Origin of the sequence: Geminicoccus harenae, assembly GCF_019800005.1 — a bacterium.
Classification (GTDB): domain Bacteria; phylum Pseudomonadota; class Alphaproteobacteria; order Geminicoccales; family Geminicoccaceae; genus Geminicoccus; species Geminicoccus harenae.
Window position 1 is genome coordinate 183,397 of sequence record NZ_JABGCL010000008.1, and the last position, 22,394, is coordinate 205,790.

Sequence of the window (22,394 nt, forward strand, 5' to 3'; positions counted from 1 at the left end):
CAACAGGCTAGTGCGGCCGGATCGAGCGGAGCAGGTCGCGCACCACGCCCGGCACCAGCACCGAGCTGGCCGCCAGCCGGGCCTGCGGGTTGTCCAGCGTCCCCGTCAGGGTGAAGTCGGCGTTGATCGCCCCCAGCCCGCGCGTGCCGCCCAGGATCGTGCCGATGATCGGGATCTGGCCGATGAAGCGGTTGAGCGGGTAGAGCGGGGTCACCTCGCCCGCCATGTCGAGCGCCCTGGTCTGCCGGTCGAGGCTGCCGCTCACCCGGATGCCCACCGGCCCGCCGGTCATCCGCGCCCGGTCGATCCGCAGCTTCGGCCCGTCGATCTGGAAGGGCAGGACGATCTTGTGGAAGGGCATCGGGTCCTGCCCGCCCATGCGGACCGTGGTCGGGCCGAGGTCGACCCGGCCGGACGCCTGCAGGTCGGGGACCTGGCGGCTGAGATCAGCCGCGATCTTGAGGCTGCCGCCGCTGATCGCATCGCTGATGCCCAGGCCCGCGAGCAGCCTGCCAGCATCGGGTGCCTGCAGTTCCAGACGGTGCCGCCCGGCCATGGTCGCCGGCGTGATGGCCAGCCATCCCGGCCCGCCCAGGTCGAAGTCCAGCCGCACGTCCTCGAAACCGTCCGCACCGCGCTGGACGTGCCCCGCCAGCTTCGTCAGGCTGCCATCCTCCAGCTCGACCTGATCGATCGCGATCTCGAGCTTGAGCGGGAGCGGCGCCGACGAGCCGGACTGGCCAGACTGGCCGGCAGGCGCGCCCGCGGCGCCGGCACTGCCCTTGGGCAGGCGCAGCCGCTGGCCCGCCACCCGGCCGCTGATCCCGCCATCGGCTGCCAGCAGCAGGTCGGCACCGAGGCTGGTGCCCGGCAGGACCAGCTCGTCCAGGTGCAGGAGCCGGCCGCCTTCTGCCGTTGCCAGCGAGCCCTTGGCACGCTGGGCACCGGCATCCACCGTGAACTGCTCGATCGCCCAGTCGGCAGCACCGTCGAACCAGGCAGTCAGCGTCAGCCTGCCCGGCTGCCCGACCGGCTTGTCCAGGCCGATCGTTTCCTCCCTGATGCCGAGTTCGGCCAGATCGGCGTCAATGTCGGCATGCCACACGTCATGGCGGTCCTGGCGCAGCCGGCCGGCGACCAGGGCCGTGCCATGCAGCATGTCCGGCATGGCGATGCCGAAGCGGTCGAGGAACTCCCGGCCGACCGGCCCCTTCAGCGCCAGCCGGCGCTCCTCCTGCGGGCCGCGCCAGCGGTCGTGCAGCTCGAAGCTGAGCGGGTTGTCGTACAGCCTGGCCTCGCCGCTCGTGACGATGGCGCCGTTGCGCGCGCTGAAGCTGCCGGTCGTGGCGGTGAGCGGCAGGGTGACCGGCAGGTGCAGCACGGCCGACACTTCGCGAAACCGTGCGTCCACTTCGAGATCGACCGCATCGGGCGTGATCTGGTCCACCAGCGGGATGCCGAGCCGCACCTGCCCGTCGATCCGGCCGTGCACTCCCTCCGCGCCCACCAGGTCGCCCGGGATGATGCGCAGGGGTGGGCCGGCCAGGAGCCGGTAGAGTGCATGGGCACTGCCATGAGCATGGCCGCTGAACCGCAGGTGCGACGGCAGGGAATCGGTGATGTGGTCGATCCTCACCTCGACCCACTCGGCGGTGAGGTCGGCGCCGGTGGCGCTGGGGCCAGTGATCCGCAGCGTGCCGCCGTCGATCCGGATGTCGGCCTCGGGCGCCGTGACCAGAGGCAGCCCGTTGGGCAACTGTGCTGCCACCTGCTCGGCATCGACCTGCAGCCGCAGGTCGGGCGGGCCGCTCTCGATGAAGCGATAGTTGAGCGTGCCGGTGCGGATCTTGCCGGCCCGGATGATGTCGCGCAGCAGGTCGCGGACATCGGGCAGCAGCCCTGGCGGCCAGGCTGCCAGCAGGGTCGGAGCATCGGTGTCGACCACCCGCAGGTCGGCATCCACCAGCTCGAACGGCAGCTCGAAGTGCAGGCTGAGGCGCTCCGCCCGGGCGGGGGCGTCGCCGCCGATCAGGACCGGGCTGGCGCTCAGGACCCAGCCGCCGCTGTCGGCCGGCCCTCGGGCCAGGGTCAGCCCCTCGATCTCGACCGGCCGCCCGAGCCGCTGCTCGACCGGCCCTTCCAGCCAGGACGCCAGCGGCTGCAGCGACAAGGGGCCCTGCTGGAGCCGCTGGTACAGGGCGAAGCCGCCCAGCAGGGCCAGCACCAGCAGCACGGCGACCAGTGCGGCCAGGGCTCGCAGGCTGCGCACGACCCAGCCCTGCCGCTTGCCGCGGCCGTCCGAGGCCGCCACTCTCTGATCAACCGGGCCATGGGCACTGCCGCGGATCCGTGCGTCCGGCGGGAGGGCCGCATCAGGAAGGGCATCGACGTCCCTTGCCACTTCTCCACCCTCCGCTGACCGCCGATCATGCCACCGTCGCCCGCCATCGTGCACGGCTGAAGCGCGCCGTCGAGGCCGAACCGGACCCCGCGCGCCGGGACTTCGTCCAGGCGGTGCTGGAGGACGCACGGCACACCCGCCTGCTCGACGGCATGCTGGCCGGCAGCCCGTTTTTGGCCGAGAACGCGGTCGAGTTCCCCCAGGTTCTGGCCCGCACCTTGAGTTCGGGAGCAGGCCTGGTGCTGGCCGAGATCCAGGCCGAACTCGGCCGGCCAGGCCCGCTGCCGGACCGGTCGCGGCTGATGGCGCAGCTCCGCCGGGCACGCCGGCAGGTGGCGCTGGCCGTGGCGCTGGCCGACCTGTCCGGTGCCTGGACGCTGGAGCAGGTGACGGCGGCGCTCACCGAGTTCGCCGACCTCGCCATCGACCTGGCCCTGCGCCGGCTCCTGCAGGACGCGGCCGACCGCAAGGAGATCACGCTCGACCCGGACGAGCCGGTGCGCCGCTCCGGCCTGGTCGTGCTGGGCATGGGCAAGTATGGGGCAGCTGAGCTGAACTTCAGCTCCGACATCGACCTGATCGTCCTGTTCGACCCCGACCGTTTCCAGGTGGGCGGCGGCGCCACCCAGATGGGCTTGGCCTCGCGGCTGGTGCGTGGCCTGGAATACATGCTCCAGGAGAAGACCCGGGACGGCTACGTGTTCCGGCTCGACTTCCGCCTGCGCCCGCACCCGCCAGGCCACCCGCTGGCGCTGCCGGTGCCGGCCGCCGAGCTCTATTACGAGCGGCATGGCCAGAACTGGGAGCGGGCCGCGATGATCAAGGCCCGGCCGGTAGGCGGTGACCTCGCGGCCGGCGACGCGTTCCTGGAGGAGCTGCGCCCCTATCTGTGGCGCCGGCACCTGGACTTCGCCGCGATCGCCGACATCCATTCGATCAAGCGCCAGATCAACGCCCATCGCGGCTTCGGCCAGATCGCGGTGCTCGGCCACGACGTGAAGGTCGGCCGCGGCGGCATCCGCGAGGTCGAGTTCTTCGCCCAGACCCAGCAGCTGATCCTGGGCGGCCGCGACCCTGGCCTGCGCAGCAACCGCACCGTCGAGGCGCTGGAGGCGCTGGCCCGCTCGCGCTGGGTCGCCGAGGACGCGGCGGGCGAGATGATCGACTGCTATCGCTACCTGCGCGCGGTCGAGCACCGGCTGCAGATGGTGGCCGACCAGCAGACCCAGCGCCTACCCGAGCGTGCCGACCGGTTCGAGGCGTTCGCCGCCTTTGCCGGCCATGCGACGGGGGCGAGCCTCGCCCGTGATCTCGAGGAAACCTTCCGCACGGTGGAACGGCATTACGCCGCCCTGTTCGAGACGAGCCCGGACCTGGGCGCCGGGGCCTCGCTGGTGTTCACCGGGACGGAGGACGATCCGGCGACGCTCGAGCACCTGGCGGCGCTGGGCTTCACCGACCCGGCCGCGGCCAGCCGGCGGATCCGGGACTGGCATCACGGCCATGTCCGCGCCACCCGCACGGTGCGGGCCCGCGAGCTGCTGACCGAGCTCATGCCGGCCCTGCTCCAGGCGTTCGGCCGGGCGGCGGACGTGAATGGCGCGTTCAGCCTGTTCGACCGGTTCATCACCAACCTGCCCTCGGGCGTGCAGATCTTCTCGCTCTTGCGCGCCAACCCGAAGCTCTTGCGCCTGATCGTCGACCTGACGGGTGCCGCACCACGCTTGGCGGCCCATCTGGCCGCCCATACCGACCTCCTGGACGCGCTGCTCGAGCCGGACTTCTTCGATCCCCTACCCGACCAGGCGCAGCTCCAGGCCGAGATGGAGCACCGGCTCCAGGACGCGCGCGACCTCCAGGACAAGCTCGACCTGATCCGGCGCTGGGCGCACGGCCGGCAGTTCCAGGCGGGCCTGCACATCCTCCTGGGCGTCACCCCGGCCGAGGCGGCGCTGGAGACCCTTTCAGCCATCGCCGAGATCGCGGTGGCCCACCTCCTGCCCGAGGCGCTCGACTGGCTGGTCGGCCAGCACGGCCGGATCCCGGACGGCCGGTTCTGCGTGCTGGGCCTGGGCAAGCTCGGCTCGCGCGAGCTGACGATCGGCTCGGACCTCGACCTGATCTTCGTCTATGACGCGCCGGAGGACAGCCAATCCGACGGGCAGCGGCCGATCTCGGCCGATGTCTATTTCGCGCGGCTGGCCAATCGGCTGACCAGCGCCATCTCGGCCCGGACCGGCGAGGGCACGTTGTTCGAGATCGACATGCGCCTGCGGCCGTCCGGCAATGCCGGCCCGGTGGCGACTAGGCTGCAGCGCTTCGTGCGCTACCAGGCGCAGACCGCCGCCACCTGGGAGCACCAGGCGCTGACCCGGGCGCGTGCGGTGGCGGGCGACACTGGCCTGGCCGCCGAGGTGCAGGAGGCGATCGAGACGGTGCTGCACCGCCCGCGCCCGGGCGCCGCCTTGGCCCAGGACGTGCGCGCCATGCGCATGCGGATCTTCAAGGAGCATGGCAGCGACGATCCCTGGAACCTCAAGCATGTCCGGGGCGGGATCGTCGAGGTCGAGTTCCTGGCCCAGTTCCTGCAGCTTGCCCATCTGGCCGAGCACCCGGGCCTGCGCGACCGCTCCACCCCTGCCGTGTTCGCCAAGGCAGCCGAGGCCGGCCTGCTGCCGGACCACGAGGCGGCCGCACTCGATCATGCCTGGCGGCTGCTGATCCGCCTGTTCGCCACGCTGCGCCTGTCCCAGGACAGCGGCACCATGCCCAGGTCGCTTCCGGCCGCCATGCAGGAAGCGCTCCTGCGCGCGGCCGATCCTCAGGGCCGCTCCGGCCTGCCCAGCGACATGGCGCTTCTCCAGCGCAGGCTCGTTGAAAGTCAGGAGACGGTGCGCCAAGTGTTCGACCGGCTGTTGAACTGAAGGATGGAGGCCCGCTCGTGACCCTTTCGCCCGGTGACGCCATGCCGGACTTCGACCTGCCGACCGATGGCGGCGGCCGGATCTCCTCAGCCCAGCTCAAGGGCCGGCCCTACGTCCTCTATCTCTACCCGAAGGACGACACGCCCGGCTGCACGCTGGAAGCGCAGACCTTCGCCAGCCGCTACGGCGAGTTCGAGGCGATCGGCTTCGAGGTGGTGGGCCTGTCCAAGGACAGCGTGAGCAGCCATGACCGGTTCAAGCGCAAGTGCGGCCTGAGCTTTCCGCTGGCATCGGACGAGGACGGCCGGCTGGTCGAGGCGCTGGGGTCCTGGGTCGAGAAGTCGAACTACGGCAAGACCTATATGGGCATCGACCGCTCGACCTTCCTGGTCAATGCGGAGGGGGTGATCGTGCGCACCTGGCGCGGGGTGAAGGTGCCGGGCCATGTCGAGGACGTGCTGGCGGCCGCGACGGAGGTGGGCCACTGACCGCGCGCACCATCGGCCTGCCCGCGGAGCTCGCCGCCTATGTCGCGACGGTCGGGGTGCGCGAACATCCGGCCCAGGCGGCCTTGCGGGCCGAGACCGACCGGCTGGAGCATGGCGACATGCGCACCTCGCCGGAGGCGGCCGCACTGGTCGCCTTCCTGATCGAGGCGACCGGTGCCAGGGCCGTGCTGGAGGTCGGCTGCTTCACCGGCCACGCGACGCTCGCCATGGCGCTGGCCCTGCCCCCGGACGGCCGGGTGACCACGCTCGACGTCAACGCCGACTGGCAGGCGCTCGGTCGCCGGCACTGGGAAGCGGCCGGGGTGGCCGACCGGATCCGGTTCCGGGAAGGGCCGGCACTCGCCAGCCTGGACGCGCTGCTGGCCGAGGGCGGTGCGGACGGCTTTGACCTGGCCCTGATCGATGCCGACAAGAAGTCCTACCCCGCCTATCTCCAGCGCTGCCGGCGCCTGGTCCGGACCGGCGGGCTGATCGTCCTGGACAATACGCTGTGGCGTGGCCGGGTGGCGGACCCGGACGATACGAGCCGCCAAACCGACACGCTGCGGCGCCTGAACCAGGCGATCCACGACGATCCGGACCTGGCGCTGGTCCTCCTGCCGGTGGGCGACGGGCTGACCCTGCTGCGGCGCCGCCGCTGACGGCTCAGCTGCGCTCGCGCGCCGCCGCGATCAGGTCTTCCAGCTGCTCGGGCGGCACGGCACCCGGGATGATCTCGCCGCCCAGCACGAAGGCGGGCGTGCCGCGCAGGCCGAGCTTGCGCGCCAGCTCCATGTCGGCGGCCAGCACCTGCTCGGTCTGTGGCGAGTTCATGTCCGCCTCCAGCCTGGCGACATCCAGGCCCAGGCCTCCCGCCAGGGCCCGCACGCCGTCCAGCGAGATGTCCTCGCTCTCCATCAGCGCCGTGTGCATGTCCCAGTAGCGCCCCTGGTTGCGCGCGGCGACCGCGGCCCTGGCCGCCACCACCGAATCCGGCCCCAGGATCGGGAACTCCTTGAGCACGAAGCGCACACCTTTGTCCTTGGCCACCAGCTCGCGGATCGACGGCATCATCCGCCGGCAATAGCCGCAATGATAGTCCATGAACTCGACCAGGGTGACGTCGCCGTCCGGATTGGCCGCGACCTCGGCGGGCTCGCCCTTCAGAGCCTCGGCATTGTCGACCACCGCCTGCTTGGCCTGCTCGGCCTGCTCGGCCTCCTGCCTGGCCTGGAGCGACTGCAGCGCCTCCATCACCAGCTCCGGCTCGCGCTGGAGCAGATCACGCACGACCTGCTCCACGGCAGCCCTGTCGAGCGGCGGCGCTTCCTGGGCCAGGAGCGGCGGGGCTGCCAGCAGCAGGAAGCCGGCGAGGATGACGGGGCGGATGCGCAAGGAGTTCACTCCAGCATGGGCGGCAGCGGCCGCCGTTCTAGTTGGTTCGCCGGTTGCGGGAATCCGCCGGCAGCACGTCGATCGCCGCCTGCAGGTCCTGCAGCTTGAGGAAGCCGGGATCGCCCGGCTGGATCATCTGCGACGCGCGCCGGGCAAAGCGGCGGGCGTCGTCGAACTGGCCGGTGCGGAGATGGTACTCGGCCATCGCCATCGCCGCCGCCCCCTCGTTGCCGAGCCGGCCCTCCGCGGTGGCGAGCAGCCGGAACGCCTCGGCGTTGCCCGGCTCGGCGACCGTCGTGTCCACGAGTTGCTGGCGCGCTTCCGCGAGATCGGCCGGGTCGTCCGAATCGATCAGCGCCTTGGCCAGGCCCAGCTTGAGCAGGCCGCTGCGGGGCAGGAGGCGCAAGGCTGCGCGATAGGGTCCTGCCGCCTCCGCCAGCCGGCCATTCTCGTAGAGCATCTGCCCTTCCAGCTCATGGAAATAGGGATCGTCGGGATGCTCCTTGATGAGCTGGCGGATCGCCGCCAGCGCGTCGTTCAGGCGCGGGATGCGGTAGAGCGCGATCGCGGTGGCGTAGCGGCCGGCCAGCGTGTCGTCGTCCTGCCAGCGGCGCAGCGCGTCCGACGGCTCGGCCAGGAAGGCGTCGAGCTTGGCGCGCATCCGGGCATGCCGCTCCACCGCAGGCCCCTCGATCTGCTTGCCGGCGTAGGGCGACTTCGCGAGCTGGTTCTGGAGGAACTCGATGCGCGAGCTGGTGAGCGGGTGGGTCAGGAGCCAGGGATCGGCCCGCCCGCTCACGCGCAGGTCGTCGGAATCCAGGATCCGGAAGAACTGCAGCAGGCCCTCCGGGCTCTGGCCGAGATCACCTAAGAGCCGCACCGCGGCCTGGTCGGCCGCCTGCTCCTGGCCGCGGCTGAACTTCAGGAAGCCGCCCTGCGCCACGGTGAGCCCGCCCGCCATCGCCGCGATGCCGACCTGCGGGGCACCCATGGCGGCGGCGGCCAGCCCCAGCAGTGTGCCGAGCAGCGCCTGGGTGCCGGCATTCTGCATCGCGACCTGGGCGCGGCTCAGATGGCCGCCGGCGATATGGCCGGTCTCGTGCGCGATCACCCCTTCGAGCTGGTCCGGGGTTTCGGTGGTGATCAGCAGGCCGGAGTTCAGGAACAGGTTCTGCCCGCCCGCGACGAACGCGTTCAGCGAGTTGTCGTTGACGATGTAGATGCGGATGGAGGAGGGATCGAGCCCGGCTGCGCGGAAGATCGGGTCGGACAGCTCGCGGAGCGTCGTCTCGATCTCGACATCGCGCAGGAGGAACAGGGACTGGGCCAGGACCGGCCGCAGCGGTGCCGCCAGCAGGGCCAGGACCAGGACGACCACCGCCACCATCCGGCAGGAGAAGCCGTGCCAGCCGACCAGACGACCTCCCTTCCACCCTCGACGCGCAGTGCGATCCCGTCCTTTTTGGTGATGGACGTGGTGATCGACGCGGCCCGGCAGGAAGCGGCGGGCCATGACGTGGTCCATCTCGAGATCGGCGAGCCCGGCGGCGGCGCGCCGGCCTCCGCCCTGGAGGCCGCCGCCGCGGCCGTGCGCGATGGCGCCCTCGGCTATACGCCGGCCCTGGGCATGCCCGCCCTGCGCCGGCGCATCGCCCGCCATTATCGCGACTGGCACGGGCTGGAGGTCGACTGGCAGCGCATCGCGGTCACCACGGGTGCCTCGGGCGGCTTCGTGCTGGGCTTCCTGGCGAGCTTCGACCCGGGTGCCCGGGTGCTGGTCGCCGATCCCAGCTATCCCTGCTACCGCAACGTCATGGCGGCGTTCGGCATCGAGGCGGTGCGGGTCGCCACCGGGCCTGCGGACGGCTTCCAGCCGACCCCGGCGGAGCTCGACGCGATCCCGGGCCGGATCGATGGCCTCGTGCTGCAGAGCCCGGCCAATCCCACCGGCACCATGCTCGACGACGCGCGGCTGGCGGCCCTTGCCGCCTGGGCCAGGGCGCGTCGCGTCCGCCTGATCGTCGACGAGATCTATCAAGGCATCACCTACGAGGCACCCGCGACCACGGTGCTCAAGGTCGAGCCAGAGGCGTTGGTCGTCAACAGCTTCTCGAAATTCTGGGCGATGACCGGCTGGCGGGTCGGCTGGCTGGTGCTGCCCGAGCCGCTGGTCCGGCCGGTGGAGCGGCTGGCGCAGAACCTGTTCATCTCCACGCCCACCGTCGCCCAGGTGGCCGCCACCGCCGCCATGGATGCGGAGGAGGAACTGCACGCCCGGGTCGACATCTACCGGGCCAACCGCGACCTGCTGCGCCGGGCACTGGGCCGGGCGGGGCTCGACCGGATCGCCCCGCCCGACGGCGCCTTCTATCTCTGGGCCGATATCCGGCCGACCGGCCTTTCGGCCAGCGAGCTGGCGCGCCGCCTCCTGCACGAGGCCCATGTCGCCGTCACTCCCGGCATGGATTTCGACCCGGTCGACGGCGAGCACTGGATCCGGCTGTCGTTCGCTGCCGATCCGGAGCGGATCCGGATCGGGGCGGAGCGGCTCGAAGCCGCTCTCACCCCGATGATCCGCCGGGCCTAGCTGCCGGTCAGCCGGTTCCACCAGCCGCGCCGCACCGGCCGGGCCGGTGCTTCGGCCGCCACCGGCTCCGGTGCGGGCGCAGGCTCGGCCTGGGCCGGTTCCGGAGCCTGCTCGGGTGCCGGCGCCGGGGCGGGTTCCGGAGCCGCCACAGGCGCCGGAGCAGGCTCGGCTGCCGGTGCGGCCTGCTCCGCCGCAGCCACCGGCGCCGGCTCGGTCGCCGGCACGTCCGCCTGGGCGGCCTTCTTCGTGGTCCGCCGCCGCTTCGGCTTGGCCTCGGCCGCCGGCTCCGCCGGCTCTGCTTCGGCCTGGGCCTTCTTCCTGGCAGGTGCCCGGCGCGGCTTGGCCGGCTTGGCCTCCTCCGCTGCCGCCTCGGCCAGCTCGGCGGTCTCCGCGGCCGCCTTCCTGGTGGTCCGCCGCCGCTTCGGCTTGGCCTCCGCCACCGGCTCCTCGGCCACCTCCGGCACGGGCGGGGCTTCCACCGGCGTCATCAGCTCGATCGGCAGCGGGACGACCGGCGTGTCGGCCGGTGCCGCCTCGCCAGCGTCCCCGACCGGCTCGGCCGCAGCCTCCACCGGCTCGGCTTCCACCGGCCCCGCCTCGACGGGTTCGACCTCGACCGGCTCGCGGGCTTCGGCCTCGACGGGTTCGACCTCGGGCGCCTCGGCAGCCAGCGGCTCGCCTTCCTCGGCATCCTCGTCGAACTGGTCCTCGTCGCCCGGCTGCTGGGCCATGCCGGCCTGCTCGCCGTTGCGGTCGCCGCGACGACGGCGACGGCGCCGGCGACGGCGCTTGCGGCCGCCTTCCTCGCTGTCCTCGCCATTGGCTGCGGCCTCGACCGGCTGCTCGGCCCCGACCGGCTCCTCCGCCTCGACCTCGGCCTCGGCCTCGGCCTTGGCCGGCTCGCGCTGCTGCCGGTCCTCGCCAGCCTCGTCCCGGCGGCCACCGCGGCGATCACGCCGGCCGCGGCCATTCTCGCCGCGGGCAGGCTCGCTGCGGCGCTCGACCAGTTCCTCCTCCTCTTCCTCGACGATCGGCTCCTCGACCGGCTCCTCGGGCTCGGCCAGGGAGGCGGGCGGCGGCACCTCGATCGGCTTCTCGCGCCGCTCCATGCGCTCCACGCCGATGTCGCCCGGGATCATCTGGTCGTCGGTGTCGACGAACACCCGCATCTGGTAGCGCTGCTCCATGCGGAACAGCGCGTCGCGCTTGTGGTTGAGCAGGTAGTAGGCAGCGCTGCTCGGCACGACCACGCGCATCACCGCAGTCTCGCCGGCGATGCCGACCTCCTGGATGCGGCGCAGTGCCTGCAGGGCGCAGGATTCGGTGGAGCGCACCACGCCCAGCCCGTGGCAGACCGGGCAGGTCTGGGTGGACAGTTCCTGCAGGGACGGCCGCATCCGCTGCCGGGACAGCTCCAGGAGCCCGAACTGGCTGATCTTGCCGATCTGCAGCCGGGCACGGTCCAGCTTGAGGGCGTCGCGCAGCCGCCGCTCGACCTGGCGCTCGTGGCGCTGGTCGGCCATGTCGATGAAGTCGATCACGATCAGGCCGGCCAGGTCGCGCAGCCGCATCTGGCGCGCGGCCTCGTCCGCCGCCTCCAGATTGGTCTTGAGCGCGGTCTCGTCGATGTGCCGCTCGCGGGTCGACTTGCCCGAGTTGACGTCGATCGCGGTCAGCGCCTCGGTCGTGTGGATCACGATCGAGCCGCCCGACGGCAGGTCCACCTTGGGCAGGTGCATGCAGTCGAGCTGGTCCTCCACGCCGTAGCGGAAGAACAGGGGCGCCTCGTCGCGATACTGCTTCACCTGCCGCGAGCGCGACGGGATCAGCATGGTCATGATGCGCTTGGCCTGCTTGTAGGCCTCGTCGCCCTCGACCAGCACCTCGTCGATGTCGCGGCTGTAGAGGTCGCGCATCGCCCGCTTCACGAGGTCGCCTTCCTCGTAGATCAGGGCCGGCGCCATGCTCTTGAGCGTGGTCTCGCGGATGTCCTCCCACTGGCGCAGGAGATAGTCGTAGTCGCGCCGGATCTCGGCCCGGGTGCGCTCCTGGCCGGCCGTGCGGATGATCAGGCCCATGCCCTTGGGCACTTCCAGCTCCGCCGCGATCTCCTTGAGCCGCTTGCGGTCTTCCGGATCGTCGATCTTGCGGCTGATCCCGCCGCCGCGCGGCGTGTTCGGCATCAGCACGCAGTAGCGGCCGGCGAGCGACAGATAAGTGGTCAGCGCCGCACCCTTGGTGCCGCGCTCCTCCTTGACGACCTGCACCAGCATGATCTGCCGGCGCTTGATCACTTCCTGGATCTTGTAGCTGCGCAGGAGCCGCGCGCGCCGGCGGGCGATGTCGGCCTCGTCGTCGTCGTCCGAGCCGTTGCCGTTGCCGTTGCCATCGCCCTCGTCGCCGCGGGCGACATCTTCCAGGGTCGCCCGGTCGGCCTGCGGGATCTGGAAGTAGTCCGGATGAATCTCGGAAAAGGCCAAGAAGCCGTGCCGGTTGCCGCCATACTCGACGAACGCGGCCTGGAGCGAAGGCTCCACGCGCGTCACCTTGGCGAGATAGACGTTGCCCTTGATCTGCTTCTTGGTGGACGATTCGAAATCGAAATCGACCAGCTGCTTGTCATTGAGAATGACGACCCGGGTTTCCTCCGGGTGGCCGGCATCGATCAACATGCGTCGAGTCATCGAGGGGAGTCTCCGCACGCGCATGGCGAGGCATGGTGATGCCCGGCGCCGCCGCGTGCTGCTGTAGGCCCGCGCGCAGCCCTGCGCGCGAATCGGGTTGGCTCGCCCGCCTGGCGGCGGCCGAGACGAGGGGTGCCACGCGGCCCGGTGCCGACGGTTCGACCACCGCACTTCTGCGGGGTTCGTCGTACGGCAGGTATCCAACGTGGTGCATTGCGTTCGGAAGGAAGGGGGCGACCCCGGGTTCGACCCGGCGGGGCAGCCTGTTGGTTGAGATGCGGCGGGATCGGCGCTATCCGGAAGCCGGGCTGCGAACTTGCGCGAACCACGGCGATCGGCACCGGATCCGCTCGCACGCACGGGACTATAGAACCATCGATCCGCTGTCTCAATCACCAAGACATATCGGCGGCATCGGTTCCCGTCATCGGTCGATGGCAGCTGTAACCGCGCATCGCCTGGCGGTCCTCGCCATGGTGATGCTGTCGATCCTATTCGCCACCTTGCCGGCTGCCGCTGCCGAGACCCTGATCTCCGGGCTGCGGTTCGGGATGCGGGACGCCCACACTCGGATCGTTCTTGATCTCGACGCCAACGTCCCGATCGAGACCAGCCTGTCCGCCGACCGCACCAGACTCGAGGTGATCGTGCCGCAGGCCCGCTGGGCGCTGCCGATCGGCCGGCTGCCCCAGCCACGCGGCCTGGTGGATGCCTGGTACACCAGCACCACGCCGGGCGCGGCCAGCCTCGAGGTGGACCTGAAGGGCCAGGCGCGGGTGGCGCATGCCGAGCTCCTGGTGCCCTCCGCGGATTCGCGCTTCTACCGGCTGGTGATCGACCTGATCCCCGGGCCCGCCCCCGCCCTGGCCGCCCAGGCCCAGGCGCAACTGGAGCCGGCACCACCACCCGGCCCGCCTGCGGCAGCGGCGAACGAGGCGGCGGCGGAACGGCCGGCAGCACCCCCGGCCACGTCGGCAACAACCGGGCGCGTGCCGCCCGTGCCCACGCGCAAGATCCTGCCGCGCCCGGAGGCGGTGGCACCGCCGACCGCCACCGCCGGGGTCGGCTCGGTGCTGGGCGCACCCGCCGCGGACCAGGCAGCACCGGCCTCGCTGCCCGCACCTGTCAAGCCGCTGATCGTCCTGGACCCCGGCCATGGCGGCAAGGACCCGGGCACGATCGGCCGGCGCGGCACCTACGAGAAGACCATCACCCTCGCCGTGGCCAAGGCGATCCAGGCCAGGCTGGAAGCTTCCGGGCGGTACCGGGTGGCGCTCACCCGCGAGCGCGACGAGGCGGTGCCGCTGCGCCAGCGGCTGAACTTCGCGCGCGAGGCCGGTGGCGCCCTGTTCATCTCGATCCACGCCGACAGCCTCGCGCGCAATGCCGAGATGCGCGGCGCCTCGGTCTACACCCTGTCCGACCGCGCCTCCGACCGCGAGGCCGCAGCGCTCGCCCAGAAGGAGAACAAGGCCGACATCGTCAGCGGCCTCGACCTGACCGACCAGGACCCGATCGTGAGCGAGATCCTGATCGACCTCGCCCTGCGCGACGCCACCAACCGCTCGATCGGCTTTGCCGACGCCCTGGTGGACGAGCTCGGCAAGGTCACCCGGCTGGTGAAGGGCACGCGCCGGTTCGCCGGCTTCGTAGTGCTGAAGTCGCCCGACACGCCGAGCGTGCTGCTGGAGCTGGGCTTTCTGTCCAACCCACGCGACGAGCAGCTGCTCAACGACCCGGCGCATCGCCGCAAGCTGGCAGGCGCGGTGCTGAACGCGCTGGACACCTATTTCGCCAGGGCGCTCCACTGAGCGCACGCAATCGGCCGGCAGGGCCGGTGCGGAATTGAGACCTGCCGACGGATGGGGTAACCTGGCGGCGAAGTTCGGTCGTGAACGATCGCCGCTGCCGCATCGGCTGCCACGGGACCCGGTAGAGGGCCCGGCACGGAGTCTGCCGCCGGCGCATTGCCTCGCACGGGAAGGTTGAAGAGCTTGACGTCGTTCCTGCGCGCGCTGGGCGTGCTGTTCAACCTGCTCCTGCTGGCGGTGCTGATCGGTGTCGGTGCACTGGGCTATGCCTGGTGGCGCTATGGCCAGGACCTGCCGGACGTGGCGCAGCTCGCCACCTACGAGCCGCCCACGGTCACCCGCGTCCATGCCGGCGACGGGCGGCTGCTCGCCGAGTTCGCCAAGGAGCGGCGCGTCTGGGTGCCGATCCACGCGATCCCGGTCCGCATCCAGCAGGCCTTCGTCGCCGCCGAGGACCAGAATTTCTGGCACCACTGGGGCGTGGATCCGCAGGGCATCGCGTCCGCGGTGGTCGACAACCTGCGCCGGGTCGCCAATGACGAGCGGCCGCGCGGTGCTTCGACCATCACCCAGCAGGTGGCGAAGAACTTCCTGCTCACCAACGAGGTGTCGATCGACCGCAAGATCAAGGAAGCGATCCTGGCGATCCGCATGGAGCGGGTGCTGAGCAAGGACCGGATCCTCGAGCTCTATCTCAACGAGATCTTCCTGGGCTACCGGGCCTACGGCATCGCTGCCGCGGCGCTCAACTATTTCGACAAGTCGCTGGACGAGCTGACGCTGGGCGAGATCGCGTTCATCGCCGGGCTGCCGAAGGCGCCGTCGCGCTACGACCCGGCCCGCAATGCCGAGATCGCGCGCGACCGGCGCAACTACGTGATCGGCCGGATGCAGGCGGACCGCTACATCACCGCCGCGGAAGCGGACGCCGCGCGGGCCGAGCCGTTCGTCCTGCGCGCCCGAAGGGGCCAGGCCGACCAGGCTTCGGCCGACTTCTTCCTGGAGGAGGTGCGCCGCCGGCTGGTGGCGCAGCTGGGCGAGGCCGGCTTCTACGAGGGCGGCCTGTCGGTGCGGACCACGGTGCAGCCGCGCATCCAGCGGATCGCCGACATCGCGCTTAGGCGCGGCCTGTCCAACTATGACCGCAAGACCGGCTGGCGCGGCCCGATCGCGAACCTGCCGGACGCCGCCACCCGCCCGGACCGGCAGGACGCGCTGGCGGCGGTCGATCCGGGCTTCAGCCTGCTCGACTGGCAAAAGGCGCTGGTGCTGGCCGCGGGTGCCGAGGGCGCCGATCTGGCTTTGGCCGACGGCACGACGGGGACGATCCGCAGTGCTGACCTGAAATGGGCGCGCCCGGTGGATGCCGAGGGCAAGATGGGTCCCGCACCCACGCGCGCCGATCAGGTACTGAAGCAGGGCGACGTCATCCTGGTCGAGAACATCGCCGCCGACGGCGAGCCGCCGCGCTTCGGCCTGCGCCAGCGCCCCGAGGTCGAGGGTGCCGCCGTGGTGCTCGATCCCAATACCGGCCGGGTCCTGGCGGTCTCCGGCGGATTCGACTTCCGACAGAGCAGCTTCAACCGGGCCACCCAGGCCTGGCGGCAGCCGGGCTCGGCCTTCAAGCCGTTCGTCTATCTGGCGGGCCTGGAGAACGGCTACACGCCGGCCTCGATCGTGCTGGACGCGCCGATCGTGATCGACCAGGGGCCGGACCAGCCCAAGTGGAAGCCCGAGAACTTCAGCCAGCGCTTCTACGGCCCCTCCACCCTGCGCCTGGGCCTGGAGAAGTCGCGCAACCTGATGACCGTGCGCCTGGCCCAGGCGGTCGGCATGGACAAGGTGATCGACGTGGCGCGCCGCTTCGGCATCGATCGCGGCCTGCAGCACTATCTGGCGGGCTCGCTCGGCTCCAACGAGGTCACGCTGCTGGGCCTGACCTCCGCCTATGCCGAGCTGGTCAATGGCGGCAGGCAGCTCACCCCGGTGCTGGTCGAGCGGATCCAGGACCGTTACGGCAGGACGCTGATGCGCCGGGACGACCGGGGCTGCGAGGGCTGCACCGCCCTGGCCTATGACGGCGGCCTGCCGCCGCTGCTGCCCGATACCAGGCCGGCAGTGACCGACGAGCGCTTCGCCTACCAGATGACCAACATGCTGGCCGGCGTGGTGGAGCGCGGCACCGCTGCCAACGCCAGCAAGCTGGGCCGGCCGCTCGGCGGCAAGACCGGCACGTCCAACGATGCCAAGGACACCTGGTTCGTCGGCTTCTCGCCCGACCTGGTCACCGGCGTGTTCATCGGCTTCGACCAACCTAAGAGCCTGGGTGATCGCGAGACCGGCGGGACGGTGGCCCTGCCGGTCTGGACCGAGATCATGGGCAAGGCGCTGGAAGGCACGCCGCCCACCCCGTTCCGTGTCCCGCCCGGCGTGCAGCTGGTCCGCATCGATGCCGCGACCGGCGCCCTGCCCGGCCCCGACACCAAACAGGTGATCCTGGAGGCGTTCCTGCCGGGCACCGCGCCCACCAGCGAGCTGCCGAGTGCCGCGGTGATCGGCGGCGAGACCGCCCTCTACGACCCGCAGCCGTCCGGCCGTCCGGCGCCGCCCACGGCACCGGTGGCACCGCCGATCATGGATGACGGCCTGTACTGAGCGGCCGGCAGCCCCACCTTTTCCCATCAATGCCCGATCCTGTCCCTACGGAGCCTGAACATGCGTGCTGAGATCGCGAACCCCGCGGACGAGCTGAAGGAGGGTGTGGCCCTTCTGCGGAGGCATCTTTGACTGGGATGAAGCCCTGGTCCGCCTGGACGAGCTGAACGCCCTTTCCGAGGATCCGACGCTCTGGAACGATGCCGAGCGCGCGCAGAAGATCATGCGCGAGCGCAATGGCCTGGCGGCACGGATCGATCAGGTCCGCGAGATCGAGACCCGGCTGAACGACGGGCTGGAGCTGGCGGAACTGGCCGAGGCGGAGAACGACGACACGACGCTGGGCGACATCCAGCGCGAGCTCACCAGCCTGAAGGACACCGTCCGCCGCCTGCAGCTGGAGGCGATGCTGTCCGGCGAGGCCGACCGCAACAACGCGTTCATCGAGATCAACGCGGGTGCCGGCGGCACGGAGAGCCAGGACTGGGCCGAGATGCTCATGCGCATGTACACGCGCTGGGCCGAGCAGCACGGCTACAAGGTCGGCCTGATCCAGGAGACCGAGGGCGAGGAAGCCGGCATCAAGTCCGCCACGCTCCGGCTGGAGGGCGAGAACGCCTATGGCTGGCTGAAGACCGAGGCGGGCGTGCACCGGCTGGTGCGCATCTCCCCCTATGACAGCCAGGCGCGCCGGCACACCAGCTTCGCCTCCGTCTGGGTCTATCCCGAGATCGACGATTCGATCGAGGTCGACATCCAGGACAAGGACCTGCGCATCGACACCTACCGGGCGTCCGGCGCCGGCGGCCAGCACGTCAACCGGACCGAATCGGCGATCCGCATCACCCACCTGCCCACCGGCATCGTGGTGAGCTGCCAGACCGACCGCTCGCAGCACCGCAACCGCGACACCGCGTTCGGCATGCTGCGCGCCCGGCTCTACGAGCTGGAGCTGCAAAAGCGCCGGGCGGCGGCGGATGCCACCGAGGCGGCCAAGACCGATATCGGCTGGGGCCACCAGATCCGATCGTACGTGCTGCAGCCCTACCGGATGGTGAAGGACCTGCGCACCGGGGTGGAGACGTCGGACACGCAGGGCGTGCTGGACGGCGATCTCGACCAGTTCCTGGAGGCATCGCTGGCGCGTGGCGTCACCGGTGTGGCCACGGAGGTGGAGGATCCGGCTTGAGGCCGGCGGTGATGCTGCTGGGCGTCGTCCTCATCGGCGCCGGTCCGGCGCTGGCGCTGGAGGACGGCGCCAGTGCGGCGCAGCTCGAGGAAGCGTTCGCTCAGATCCGGGCCAAGGTCGAGGAGCAGCGGGCGCTCACCGGTGCGGCGGCCAAGGACGCGGCCGACCGGCTGGTGGAGATCGGCCGGCTGAACGACCGGATCCGGGAGCTGGAGCGGGAGAACGGGCAGCTGCGCGAGAGCAACCGGGCGCTCGACGCGGAACTGGTCACGGTGCGCGGCGAGCGCGACCGGCTGGAGCGCGAGGCACAGGAACTGACCAAGGCGGCCGCGGCTAGGCTCGACGAGTTCGCCAAGGCCCAGAGCGGCATCGCCGCCGCCCGCGCCGAGCTGGATGCGATGGCGCAGGCGCTGAGCGAGCTGGCAGCGCAGCGGTCGGTGATCGCTGAGCCTGGGGCCGGCACACCGTTGGCCGCAGAACTCCCGGTCCTGGAGGACCCGGCAGGGCTGCGGCTGGAGCTGGCGCGCGCCCAGGCGCGGATCGAGGAGCTGGAACGCCAGCTTCAGTGAGCGGGAAGGGTCGGGCACGGCGACGCCGGTGCCCGACCAGGAGGGCCCCCTGGCTCAGGCCGCGCGGCGGGCCGCGATCTGCTCCTTCAGGCGGGCGATCACCCCGTCGAAGCCGCTGCGCGCCAGCACCTCGCCATATTCCTGGCGCCAGGTGACCACCGCCGAGACGCCCTCGCCGACCACGTCGATGATCTTGAAGCCGTCCGCGCTGCGGCGCACCCGCCAGTCGACATTGGCCGGCGGCTGGCCCTGGACGCGCACGATCTTGCTCGACACGACCGCGTCCCGGTCGTCGACCACGCGCTCGCCGGTGATCTCGTAGGTCTCGCCCCCGTAGTTGCGCAGCTGGGAGGCGATCGTCTGGATGGTGAACTGCCGGAACAGGTCGGTGAATTCCTGCTGCTGCGCAGCACTCGCCTGGCGCCAGTAGCGGCCGGTGACCAGCCGGCCGATGATCTCAAAATCGACACTCTTGTCCAGGATCGACACCAGCCGCGACAGCCGCTCCTGGTCGTCCAGCGAATCATCCTGGAAGGTCGCCACCACCTCCTGGCCGACCCCGTCCATGAAGGTGGACGGGCTTTCCTGGGCGCCGGCGGGGACACGGAGTGCCGCCAGAACGGCCAGCGCCGCAGCCCCGGCCAGCAAGCCGCGCCGGCTCAGCATGGCCGCACGGGCATCACTCAACATCCGGCTCCTCCTCGAAGATCGCGTCATACTGGGCATCCGAACCGCTGCCGGCGATCTCCGCTCCCAGCCGTTGCAGATAGATCGAGCGCACCGTGGCGTACATGTCGACGCTGCCCCGGCGCAGGTCCTCGATCACCGCCATGTTCCGGGAATGGAAGTCGATGCCTTCGGTGACCCTCTGGGTGATCCAGGGCCAGTCGCTGCTCATGTAGAAGGTCGGGTTCAGGGTCATGTCCGGCACGCGGCCCACCGCACCACGCACGACATCGGGGCCGAACAAAGGCAGGACCACGTAGGGCCCCGGTCCCACGCCCCATTTCTGCAGGGTCGCGCCGAAGCGGGTTTCCTGCTTCTGGTAGCCGAACGCCGAGGCCGCATCGAACAGGCCGCCCACGCCCAGCGTGGTGTTGATGAAGAACCGGCCGACCGAGGTGCCGAACCCTTCCCGCTCCCCCTGGAGCGCCAGGTTCACGAAATTGGTGGGCTCGCGCAGATTGCCCAGGAAGTTGGTGACGCTGTCACGCACCGGCTCGGGTACCACGGCCTGGTAGCCGCGGGAGACCGGGGTGAGGACCGCACGGTCCGCGACCTCGTTGAAGCTGAAGATCGCGCGGTTGACCGGCTCCCAAGGATCCGGATCCTCGGCCGTGGCGCAGCCCGCCAGGGTCAGCGCGAGCGCCAGGATCGCAACAGGCCGCGCCACGTGCCCTTGCTGGCTCATCTTCACCTCTCGATGGCGGAGGATGGGGGAAGCGTCGTCATTCATCGGTCCGCCGGAGAAGTACGTGCCGTTCCACAGGGATTCAAGTTGAGCAATGCCGGGCGACCTGGATCGGCGCCTGCTGTGGCCGGTACCGGAGCGCTTGACCCTTGGATATAAAGAAATGTAGATATGTCTCAGGAGATCTGAGATGGATGCTGCCGGCCCTGAACTCGCCCAATTGCTGGATGGCCTCGCTGCCGCGGCCGACCCGTCACGGCTGCGCCTGCTCGCCATCTGCGCCCAGGGCGAGTGGACGGTCAGCGAGCTGGTCCAGGTCCTGGGCCAGTCGCAGCCGCGCATCTCCCGCCACCTGAAGATCCTGGCCGAGGCCGGCCTGCTCGACCGCTTCCGCGAAGGGAGCTGGGTGTTCTACCGGCGCGCCCAGGACGGCGACGGCGCCAGGCTCGCCCGCTCGATCTGCCGCCTCCTGCCGGCCGAGGACGGCGTGCTCCAGCTCGATCGCCGCCGCCTGGAAGTGGTGCGCGCCGCGCGGCGCCGGGCCGCCGAGGCCTGGTTCGACCACCACGCCAAGGCCTGGGACGAGGAGCGCGAGCTGGGCCCCGCCGAGACCGCGGCGATCGAGGCGGCGCTCGTCCGGCAGTTCGAAGGCGTCAGCACGCCCTCCCTGCTCGACATCGGCACCGGCACCGGCCGGGTCCTGCAGCTTCTCGCCAGCCGGATCGGCTACGGCCTGGGCGTCGACGTCGCCCAGGACATGCTCAAGATCGCGCGGGCCAACCTGGACCGGCGCGAGGCGCGCAACTGCCAGGTCCGCCATGGCGACATGTACCAGCTGCCGCTGCCCGACGGCTCGTTCAGCGCGGTGACCTTCCATCAGGTGCTGCATTTCGCCGACGACCCGTTCGCCGCCCTCGCCGAGGCCCGCCGGGTGCTGGCGCCGGGCGGGCGGATCGTGGTGGTCGATCTGGCCCGGCACGAGCGCGAGGATCTGCGCGAGGCACGCCAGCACCGCCGCCTGGGCTTCACCGACCCGGAGATGACCGGCTGGCTCGAGGAGCTGGGCCTCCAGGTCGAGCCGCCGGTGCGGGTGCCGGGCGGCGATCTCACCGTGGTCCTGTGGTCGGCCAGGCTGGCCGAGGCCCAGGTCCTGCCCTTCCCGCCCCATGGCCGCAGCGAGGCGCTGGCATGAGCCCGCCCCGCCGCGACGCCGCCATCAGCGCCTCCCAGCAACCGGAGCAGCTCATGTCCGAGCCCACCACCCTCGACCGGCTGCAGGAGGACCGCCGGGTCCTCCGCCACTTCCCCCTGCTGGGCGAGCCCCTGCCGCAGCCGAGGCTGTCGGTCGAGCTGTTCCCGCCCAAGAGCGGCCCCGCGACCGAGGCCTTCTTCACCGAGGTCGCACGCCTGGCGGCGGTGGGCCCGGACCATCTGACCGTCACCTCCGGGGCTGGCGGCGGCGAGCAGGTCGAGGCGACGTTCGCCACGGTGCGCGAGCTGCAGGAGCGGTTCGGCCTGCCGGTGGCGCCGCACATCACCGCGGCCGCGGTGGACCGGCGCGACGTGGCGGCACTGGCCGAGCGGTACACGGCACTGGGCGTCACCCGGGTGGTGGCGCTGCGTGGCGATTCGACCGACGGCATCGGCCAGCCCTACCGGCCGCGCCCGGACGGGTTCGCCCATGCCTCGGACCTGGTGCGGGCGCTGGCCGAGGCCGGGCGGTTCGACATCGGCGTCGGCTGCTATCCGGAGGTCCATCCGGAATCGCCGGACGCCGCCACCGACCTCGCCCATCTGCGCACCAAGGTCGAGGCCGGCGCCTCGCACCTGATCACCCAGTACTGCTTCGACACCGACCGGATCCTGCGCTTCCGCGACGCCTGCCAGGCGGCCGGCATCCAGGCGCCGATCGTGCCGGGCATCATGCCGATCCATTCCTTTGCCCAGATCCGCCGCTTCAGCGGCATGTGCGGCGCCACCATCCCGGACTGGCTGGCCGAATTGTTTCACGGGCTGGAGGACCAGCCGGAACTGGCGCGCATGGTCGCGACCACCGTCGCCGCGGAGCAGTGCCGCCGCCTGGTGGCCGAGGGCTTCGACTCCCTGCATCTCTATGCCCTGAACCGCGCCGACCTGACCCTGGCGCTCTGCCGCCTGCTGGGCCGGCGCAGCCTGCAACTGGTGACGCCGGACCGGATGGCCGCGGCCGCCTGAACGGCCGGGCTCGGGTTCGTTCGTGCAAAACCGAGTGCACGGACCTGAGACCGGACTTGGGTTCGT

General features: G+C 71.1%; 16 protein-coding genes. 10 read left to right on the forward strand and 6 right to left on the reverse strand.

The window, feature by feature from the left end; translation table 11 throughout:
- Positions 1-7 precede the first annotated feature (7 nt).
- Positions 8-2,401, reverse strand: a complete 2,394-nt coding sequence (locus tag HLA95_RS09920) for a YhdP family protein (RefSeq protein ID WP_222183154.1) — start codon at positions 2,399-2,401, stop codon at positions 8-10.
- Between HLA95_RS09920 and HLA95_RS09925 the strand changes: the two genes are divergently transcribed.
- Genes HLA95_RS09925 through HLA95_RS09935 form a run of 3 tightly spaced genes read left to right on the forward strand, consistent with a single transcriptional unit; the run spans position 2,395 to position 6,475 of the window.
- Positions 2,395-5,325 (forward strand): bifunctional [glutamine synthetase] adenylyltransferase/[glutamine synthetase]-adenylyl-L-tyrosine phosphorylase, encoded by a 2,931-nt coding sequence (locus tag HLA95_RS09925; protein WP_222183156.1) that lies wholly within the window; start codon positions 2,395-2,397, stop codon positions 5,323-5,325. The two genes, HLA95_RS09920 and HLA95_RS09925, sit on opposite strands and share 7 nt — an antisense overlap.
- A 17-nt stretch (positions 5,326-5,342) precedes the next feature.
- Positions 5,343-5,813 (forward strand): peroxiredoxin, encoded by a 471-nt coding sequence (locus HLA95_RS09930; RefSeq protein ID WP_222183158.1) that lies wholly within the window; start codon positions 5,343-5,345, stop codon positions 5,811-5,813.
- A complete protein-coding gene (locus HLA95_RS09935; RefSeq protein ID WP_191062269.1) occupies positions 5,810-6,475 on the forward strand; it encodes a class I SAM-dependent methyltransferase in 666 nt (221 codons plus the stop codon). The genes HLA95_RS09930 and HLA95_RS09935 overlap by 4 nt, the downstream gene beginning before the upstream one ends.
- Before the next feature lie 4 nt (positions 6,476-6,479).
- Here the strand turns inward: HLA95_RS09935 and HLA95_RS09940 are convergent, their stop codons facing one another.
- Together HLA95_RS09940 and HLA95_RS09945 are read right to left on the reverse strand one after the other, a co-directional pair.
- The gene (locus tag HLA95_RS09940; RefSeq protein ID WP_191062119.1) at positions 6,480-7,208 is read right to left on the reverse strand and encodes a DsbA family protein; all 729 of its coding nucleotides are present in this window, start codon (positions 7,206-7,208) and stop codon (positions 6,480-6,482) included.
- A gap of 37 nt (positions 7,209-7,245) precedes the next feature.
- Complete coding sequence (locus HLA95_RS09945; protein ID WP_222183160.1) at positions 7,246-8,586, reverse strand: M48 family metalloprotease; 1,341 nt, start codon at positions 8,584-8,586, stop codon at positions 7,246-7,248.
- A gap of 24 nt (positions 8,587-8,610) precedes the next feature.
- Between HLA95_RS09945 and HLA95_RS09950 the strand changes: the two genes are divergently transcribed.
- Positions 8,611-9,795 (forward strand): pyridoxal phosphate-dependent aminotransferase, encoded by a 1,185-nt coding sequence (locus tag HLA95_RS09950; protein WP_322100119.1) that lies wholly within the window; start codon positions 8,611-8,613, stop codon positions 9,793-9,795.
- Here HLA95_RS09950 and HLA95_RS09955 read toward each other — a convergent pair.
- Positions 9,792-12,479, reverse strand: coding sequence for an Rne/Rng family ribonuclease (locus HLA95_RS09955; RefSeq protein WP_222183162.1), 2,688 nt, complete (start codon positions 12,477-12,479; stop codon positions 9,792-9,794). The two genes, HLA95_RS09950 and HLA95_RS09955, sit on opposite strands and share 4 nt — an antisense overlap.
- A gap of 434 nt (positions 12,480-12,913) precedes the next feature.
- Here HLA95_RS09955 and HLA95_RS09960 point away from each other — a divergent pair, with 434 nt between their 5' ends.
- The 4 genes from HLA95_RS09960 (at position 12,914) to HLA95_RS09975 (ending at position 18,703) form a co-directional block, all read left to right on the forward strand.
- Positions 12,914-14,290 carry an N-acetylmuramoyl-L-alanine amidase gene (locus tag HLA95_RS09960; RefSeq protein ID WP_222183164.1) on the forward strand — a complete coding sequence of 459 codons (1,377 nt, stop codon included), beginning with the start codon at positions 12,914-12,916 and terminating at the stop codon, positions 14,288-14,290.
- A gap of 183 nt (positions 14,291-14,473) precedes the next feature.
- Positions 14,474-16,945, forward strand: coding sequence for a penicillin-binding protein 1A (locus HLA95_RS09965; protein WP_191060695.1), 2,472 nt, complete (start codon positions 14,474-14,476; stop codon positions 16,943-16,945).
- 60 nt (positions 16,946-17,005) lie between these two features.
- Positions 17,006-18,134 (forward strand): peptide chain release factor 2 gene (gene prfB / locus HLA95_RS09970; RefSeq protein WP_191060696.1). Its coding sequence is split into 2 segments (ribosomal slippage): positions 17,006-17,074 and positions 17,076-18,134, totalling 1,128 coding nucleotides; the frame shifts between segments, so codons are not numbered across the junction.
- Positions 18,131-18,703, forward strand: a complete 573-nt coding sequence (locus tag HLA95_RS09975) for a hypothetical protein (RefSeq protein WP_191060697.1) — start codon at positions 18,131-18,133, stop codon at positions 18,701-18,703. Before prfB ends, HLA95_RS09975 begins: the two co-directional genes overlap by 4 nt.
- Before the next feature lie 54 nt (positions 18,704-18,757).
- On the opposite strand, the gene HLA95_RS09980 is transcribed toward HLA95_RS09975, so the two are convergent.
- The gene (locus tag HLA95_RS09980) at positions 18,758-19,390 is read right to left on the reverse strand and encodes an MlaC/ttg2D family ABC transporter substrate-binding protein (protein ID WP_191062167.1); all 633 of its coding nucleotides are present in this window, start codon (positions 19,388-19,390) and stop codon (positions 18,758-18,760) included.
- Complete coding sequence (locus tag HLA95_RS09985; RefSeq protein ID WP_222183166.1) at positions 19,383-20,114, reverse strand: MlaA family lipoprotein; 732 nt, start codon at positions 20,112-20,114, stop codon at positions 19,383-19,385. The genes HLA95_RS09980 and HLA95_RS09985 overlap by 8 nt, the downstream gene beginning before the upstream one ends.
- 190 nt (positions 20,115-20,304) lie before the next feature.
- On the opposite strand from HLA95_RS09985, the gene HLA95_RS09990 reads away from it, so the two are divergent.
- Positions 20,305-21,306, forward strand: coding sequence for an ArsR/SmtB family transcription factor (locus HLA95_RS09990; protein ID WP_222183168.1), 1,002 nt, complete (start codon positions 20,305-20,307; stop codon positions 21,304-21,306).
- Entirely contained in the window at positions 21,303-22,328 is a 1,026-nt protein-coding gene (locus HLA95_RS09995) for a methylenetetrahydrofolate reductase (protein WP_222183170.1), read from the forward strand. Before HLA95_RS09990 ends, HLA95_RS09995 begins: the two co-directional genes overlap by 4 nt.
- Positions 22,329-22,394: the final 66 nt, after the last annotated feature.